Raw genomic sequence first — 6,353 nt, 5'->3', positions numbered from 1 at the left:
GGCGGGTGCTGTGCTGTGCTGTGCTGTGCTGTGCTGTGCTGTGCTGTGCTGTGCTGTGCTGTGCTGTGCTGTGCTGTGCTGTGCTGTGCTGTGCTGTGCTGTGCTGCTATTTGTGCGCCCGCACGACGAATACGCTCCTTAGAGATTTCCGCAATCGTCTTATAGCCTGCTTTATAGGCTTCTGATTTTTCATCTGTCAATTCTGGCAATTGCACCATAATAAACTTCCGATTCCCGCCATCTTCGGCATTGAGCTGCATGACGGCATGGGCTGTCGTACCACTGCCTGCGAAGAAGTCGAGGATGATGGAGTCACTATCAGATGCTTGTTCAATAAAAAGTTTAAGTAATGACACTGGTTTAGGATAATCAAAAACTTTTTGGTTATCAAAAATAGAATTGGTAATTTTTGTGCCTTCGGTGTTATACCCAATGTTAAACACTTCTTTTTGAAGCCAAGAGCTGATAGGTTTATTCTCTGATTTCAGCTCACTAAAGAATTTTTTGAGATAAGGTCTGGTTTTTCCCTCGGGGTGAAATATAATCTTTCCTTCCGCTATTAATTTTCGCATGCTGTCAGGTGCGTATGCCCATACCCTATTGGGATTTGCCTCATAAGAAATTCCAGTGTTAGGGTCTATCAGAGTATAGAAACAATTTGGTCTTTCTGTTTTTGTTGAACCTACATCAAGAGGGTGTTTTGCCCAAATGCCACGGGAGTCATTGTCTGGGTTACTGTAAGCGCTACGATCTCTTTCTGCTCCTTTAAAGGCAGAGCCAGTCAACGCATTTTTTGAGTATACAATAGCATATTCATGCTCTGTGGATATATTGGATGCTGCAATTTGTTTACCACTAGCTTGTCGAGTTTTCCAAACAAACGAAGAAAGAAAATTCTCCTCACCAAAAACCTCATCGCAGATTTTTTTCAAATTATCTTGTTCATTATCATCAATTGAGATAAAAATTACCCCATCATCACTGAGTAAGTTACGAGCCAGTTTTAGACGACTATACATCATGCTTAGCCAATCTGAGTGAAAACGTCCATTGCTTTCTGTATTGAGAGTTAAGCGTTGACCTTCAGCATTAATGGATTGGGATTTTTCCATGTAGTCTTCGACACTTTCCGAAAAATCATCGTTATAGACAAAGTCATTCCCCGTATTGTAGGGTGGGTCTATGTATATCATTTTGACTTTGCCGAGGTAGCTTTCTTGCAAGAGTTTGAGGGCTTCTAAGTTATCACCTTCGATAAAAAGGTTTTCTGTGGTATCGAAATTCACACTTTCTTCGTGACAAGGGCGGAGTGTTTTGGCGATAGGGGAATTAGCGGCTAGGATGGCTTCTTTTTTACCCGGCCAGTCTAAGCGATAACGCTCTTGTGAGCCTTCTACTAATACGTCAGAAAGTTCTTGTTTCAGGATATCAAAATCAATAGAACGGATGAGCTTACCTTGTGCATTATGAGACTCTGTAATGCAGTTTGGTAGGATAGCCGCAATCTGATCGATATGATGTGCCACCAGATTTGATGTGTGCATATCTAGGTCTTTCATTGTGGTTTCCTATTGAGTAGGTTTGGTTTTATAGGCTTGTTTCTTATGTCGAAGATGGTCGGGGTAGGCGAGCTCTAGTTGACCTTTTTCAACTAAGACAGTTAGGTGGTGCTTGCGCAGCGTATCGGCGTTCCGATTTAATAGCTGAGCAAGTACGTTCAGTGTTAGAAAATCCTCTTTACATAATTCAAGGATAGTGCTATGCATGTCAGAGACGGTTAAGCGAGCCTTTTCTTGTGATTTAGAAGCAATTTCGGCGAAGTTGTCGAGTTTTTCTTTGGAGATGCTGCTTAAATCTTCGACGATAGTAAGATTTTTATATCTCATCAATAGTGCGTTATGCCCTATCAAAGAGTCGTTATGCCCTATCAAAGAGTCGTTATGCCCTATCAAGGGGGCGCTATGCCCTATCAAAGAGTCGTTATGCCCTATCAAGGGGTCGTTATGTCCTATCAAAGAACGATAGCTGGACATTAATTTTTTATGGATATGGTTTGATAGGGTGTAAGCGGCATATCTTCCACCCGTACTGTGGAGGAAGTTTTGTTTGGTGAGCTTATGCAATATCTTAGATAAGTCAGCAGGGTGACAATCTAAACTATTGAGTAGTGAGGCATGGTCAATGCCATTGCTAATGCTACATAGTGTGATAATTCTTCTTTCGTCTGGAGACAGATTTTGGAAGTCTGTGCCGAGTGCAGTTGTTAATGCATCAGTTACCTGCTGTGAGAGGAAGTCCACCATATTGAGTGTCAGCTCGGTATGGAAAGTGGGTATATTGAATTCTTTAATGATGGGTGCCTGCCAGTTTTGGGATTTCCAACACGTTAGAATCTTAGGGATACCAGAGCCAGCCTGCTCACCAATACGGATAAAACGGAACATTTGTTGTAGTGTACGATTACGACAATCGGCATGATTGCCTTTATAGGCTAGGTCAATTGGCGTGCGCATACGCCCTGGGTTACGGAATACAAATCTACTGGGAGATTTAATAATTAAGACGGCAGAGCGGTCGCTATAATCCGCATGAACAAGTGTATTAGCCAAAGCCTCTCGTAACGCTTCATGCACAGGAGAGTCCTCGACACGGAAATTGTCTTTTAAGGTAAAGGGTACTTTTAGGTCAGCTGTCAGCTTAGCGACCACTCTTGCGTAGAAGTCAAAAAGATTACCGCTCCAGCTTAAGTCTGGCACAATACGATCAATCCATCGTTCATTTCGTTGTTCATCGACTTCACGGTAGTCTAAAAAATAGTACGGAAACTCTTCATTAATAAAACGAGCTTGTCCAAACATGAGTAAAGCGGCTTTTGTCAGGCCTGTTTTGCCAGTTTCCTTATCAAAACGAATGCCACCAATATGTTTGAGAAAATCCTCATCTGTGGCGTGATGGGTAATATGAGAAGGATTAAAGACAGTAAATAAGTGACGATAACGGCGAAGAGTCTCTAAATCTAAATGGCTTAAATTACGGTAGGGCAGGACATCATCATCAAAACAATCCAGCGCTTTATCCGCAAACATCCGACTTAGATGGTGCTTCTGTATTCTGTAATCTCCCTCGTGTTGTCGGATAAAGGCATGGTTGGGATTATCATGCAAGTAAACAGGTTGTTCTTCTCGACTTGCTCGCTGAATAGCGATAAAAAGTACTGTTTTACCGTCAATCTGTTTTTCTACTAGGTCGCTATCTGAGACGAGGTTGACGCTGACTTTTTGAGGGTTGTTTACAGTGTTAAAGAAGTCTTGTTTTAGGTTTTCTGGATTTTCTACGCCGTGTATCTCAAAAGAGCCATCAAGTAGTTCTTTTACGCCTAGCACAATAATGCCACCGCTAGTATTGGCAAATGAGCTATATGTGTCCCATAAACTGCGTGGGAGACTGCCTTTACCATCAATTCCTTGGGCAAGTTTGCACTCAATATCGATACTCTCACGGAGACTCTCTAAGTCCATCTCGCTGACAGCATGGAGTAGTTGTTTGATACGGTTAGGCATGACAGTAAATATTCCAGCGTAGAAAAGGGGATATTAACTGGTCATTCTAACAAAAAGCTATTTTTAAAAAGTGAAAATGCTAGAGGCTTAGTAGAACTTCTAGCATCTTCGGTTAAAAAGCGATTAAATAAACTTCACTTCTGTCTCAGGCGAGAGTTGTTTAAACCGTTCTTTGAAGTTAGTTTTATCCTCATCCTTGTGAATGGCTTGTTCACTAGAAACAAAGCGTAAGGGTCTGCGTTGAGCAATCGCATCAATCAGTGTGGGGGTGAGAGTATCAAAGCAGGCAGCTAAACTATTACCGGCGACAAAGAAGACAGTTTGATTGTCGATAGTTTGCTGTTCAATCGGAAGAGAGAGCGGTAGTCCCCACGAGAGCATGACTTGGAAGAGCAAGTCTTCGGGAGTACGATCTTCTTTGATGTGGTTAGCTTTATCTAGGAGGTTGAGTTGCTCGGTTTGGTCAGGACGGTAGTAGATATCCTTCATATTGGAGGAGTCGATTTTGAGGACTCTAAAACCGATGTCTAATGCAGGATTAGTGGTATAATTGTGCTGTGCTGTGCTGTGCTGTGCTGTGCTGTGCTGTGCTGTGCTGTGCTGTGCTGTGCTGTGCTGTGCTGTGCGACTATTTGCGCCCCGGCGCGGCGAATACGCTCCTTAGAGATTTCCGCAATCGTCTTATAGCCTGCTTTATAGGCTTCTGATTTTTCATCTGTTAATTCTGGCAACTGCACCATAATAAACTTACGATTCCCACCATCTTCGGCATTAAGCTGCATGACGGCGTGTGCTGTCGTACCACTTCCTGCGAAGAAGTCGAGAACTAAGCTATCTTTATTTGTGCTGAGGTGTAAGAGCTGATGAACAAAAGAAATGGGTTTAGGAAAGCTAAAAATTCTTTTATCAAATAGATTTTCTACTTCTAAACTAGCGCGCTGATTTGTACCAACTTCAATTCCCCAAAAATCATTGGCAATCTGTCCTTTACTATCATTTAAGTATATTTTTTTATAAGGTTGTTCATCACCTGATACAGTCCAGTAGATTAGATTTTGCTCATCTAATGCCATCAGCTCTTCTTTTCTAATCATCCAAGGGCCAGTGAGTACTTTGCCTGTTTTGGTGATAATTTCGTAATGATGCCTACCACGAGTTTTATCGAGTAGTATTCCACGACGGAAAAAACCAATTGAGTCTGTATATCGGTATTCTTTTTTTGCTTTTTCAGATAAAGGTAATTTACCCAGTACTAGTTTTTCCTTAAGTTTCGCAAATGTGATTAAATATTCTTTGACGCGAGCAATATTGCCAATATTGGGTTGATTGTCGGTTCTTCTCCAACAAATTTGAGCAATAAAATTTTCCTCTCCAAAAACCTCATCGCAGATTTTTTTCAAATTATCTTGTTCATTATCATCAATTGAGATAAAAATTACCCCATCATCACTGAGTAAGTTACGAGCCAGTTTTAGACGACTATACATCATGCTTAGCCAATCTGAGTGGAAGCGCCCATTGCTTTCTAGGTTTCTCTCGAAATTCATAACGAATTGTTTTAGAATTTCGCCTTCATATTTTCCAATACCAGTTTGAGTATTGAATGTATTTTTATCTGTTTTGATTGTATCGTTATAGACAAAGTCATTTCCTGTATTGTATGGAGGGTCGATATAAATCATCTTGACCTTGCCGAGGTAACTTTCTTGTAAGAGCTTGAGTGCTTCTAGGTTATCACCTTCGATAAAGAGATTCTCAGTAGTATCGAAATTCACACTTTCTTCGTGACAAGGGCGGAGTGTTTTGGCGATAGGGGAGTTAGCCGCTAGGATGGCTTCTTTTTTACCCGGCCAGTCTAAGCGATAACGCTCCTGAGGGCCTTCAACTAATGTTTTGGATAGCTCTTGACGTAATAGGTCAAAGTCTACGGCTTGTACAAGCTCCCCAGCTTCATTCAGTGATTCGGTGATACAGTTTGGAAAATGTCGAGCTATCACGTCAATATTGTGTTCGACGAGATTTCGACTGTGCAAATTGAGTTTTTCTGCCATCTGCCTCTCCCTAGGATAGCATTAAAATAGAAATAGAACATAAAAAACTCTTTGATTTTAATCTCGAATACTAGATAGTTTCAGCTCGATTTCTTGAATACGTAAATTCAGTTCTACTTTGTGGTTAAATTGTCGCTCTTTGGCGAGTTGGCGTTTGAGTTTGATGAGTTGTTCTTCCAATAGTTGAGACTCTTTTGCAAGCCGTAACTTTTCTTCGATAGATTGCGTGTTCTGTTCTTGGAGGCGACTTCCGGGTTCAGGCGTTTTAATAGGCAGAATTTGCTCGATTAAGTGTTCGTATAGGCCTTGAATTGTCAAAAAGCTAGGTAAGGGGAGGCGAGTTTGCGTGCTGTCAACTTTTTTATGGTGATAAGCATGAAGCACTGTCTCTGTGGCATTGTTTTTGTTAGGGCGTTTATAGGCAGCGCTGAGAGTCAGAGTATCTTGGTAATATACTTCAAAGATAATAGGGCTAGGGATGCTTTTATCAATAAAATGTAGGATGTCTTCACTAAGATTAGGTACTCGACTCTGGATATGAAAGATTTGAACTTCTTTTACCGTATCCGTCTCATTCATTGGCAAAGTGGAAGCGGCTAGTTTATATGTCCAGGTGATACTTTCAATTTCTTGAATAAATAATTGTTCAATACGACGGCTAGCACCACCATGCTGATAAAAGGCATTCTTGGGAATCGGTTTGGCAACTTTGGCTTTTTCAGGATAGTGGTACAGTTTCATC

5 protein-coding genes are annotated in these 6,353 nt (G+C 41.3%); all 5 read right to left on the bottom strand.

Annotated elements, in window-relative coordinates; translation table 11 throughout:
• A partial coding sequence (locus tag BQ4443_RS12550) for a site-specific DNA-methyltransferase (protein WP_071059099.1) occupies positions 1 to 1,559 on the bottom strand: 1,559 nt, incomplete at its 3' end.
• A gap of 9 nt (positions 1,560 to 1,568) precedes the next feature.
• On the bottom strand, positions 1,569 to 3,560 hold the full coding sequence (locus BQ4443_RS11025) for an RNA-binding domain-containing protein (RefSeq protein WP_071059097.1): 1,992 nt from the start codon (positions 3,558 to 3,560) through the stop codon (positions 1,569 to 1,571).
• A 123-nt stretch (positions 3,561 to 3,683) separates the two neighbouring features.
• Complete coding sequence (locus BQ4443_RS12355; protein ID WP_143000610.1) at positions 3,684 to 4,049, bottom strand: hypothetical protein; 366 nt, start codon at positions 4,047 to 4,049, stop codon at positions 3,684 to 3,686.
• A 38-nt stretch (positions 4,050 to 4,087) separates the two neighbouring features.
• Positions 4,088 to 5,611, bottom strand: a complete 1,524-nt coding sequence (locus tag BQ4443_RS11020) for a site-specific DNA-methyltransferase (protein WP_143000609.1) — start codon at positions 5,609 to 5,611, stop codon at positions 4,088 to 4,090.
• A gap of 57 nt (positions 5,612 to 5,668) precedes the next feature.
• A complete protein-coding gene (locus BQ4443_RS11015; RefSeq protein WP_071059095.1) occupies positions 5,669 to 6,352 on the bottom strand; it encodes a DUF4391 domain-containing protein in 684 nt (227 codons plus the stop codon).
• Position 6,353 lies beyond the last annotated feature (1 nt).

Source organism: Pelistega sp. MC2 (assembly GCF_900099475.1).
Lineage (GTDB): Bacteria > Pseudomonadota > Gammaproteobacteria > Burkholderiales > Burkholderiaceae_B > Taylorella > Taylorella indica.
This window is presented reverse-complemented; position numbering and strand designations above follow the sequence as displayed.

Coding starts and splice junctions, on each gene's coding strand:
- BQ4443_RS11025 (WP_071059097.1), bottom strand. CDS start 3,560: ATGCCTAACCGTATCAAACAACTACTCCATGCTGTCAGCGAGATGGAC.
- BQ4443_RS12355 (WP_143000610.1), bottom strand. CDS start 4,049: ATGAAGGATATCTACTACCGTCCTGACCAAACCGAGCAACTCAACCTC.
- BQ4443_RS11020 (WP_143000609.1), bottom strand. CDS start 5,611: ATGGCAGAAAAACTCAATTTGCACAGTCGAAATCTCGTCGAACACAAT.
- BQ4443_RS11015 (WP_071059095.1), bottom strand. CDS start 6,352: ATGAAACTGTACCACTATCCTGAAAAAGCCAAAGTTGCCAAACCGATT.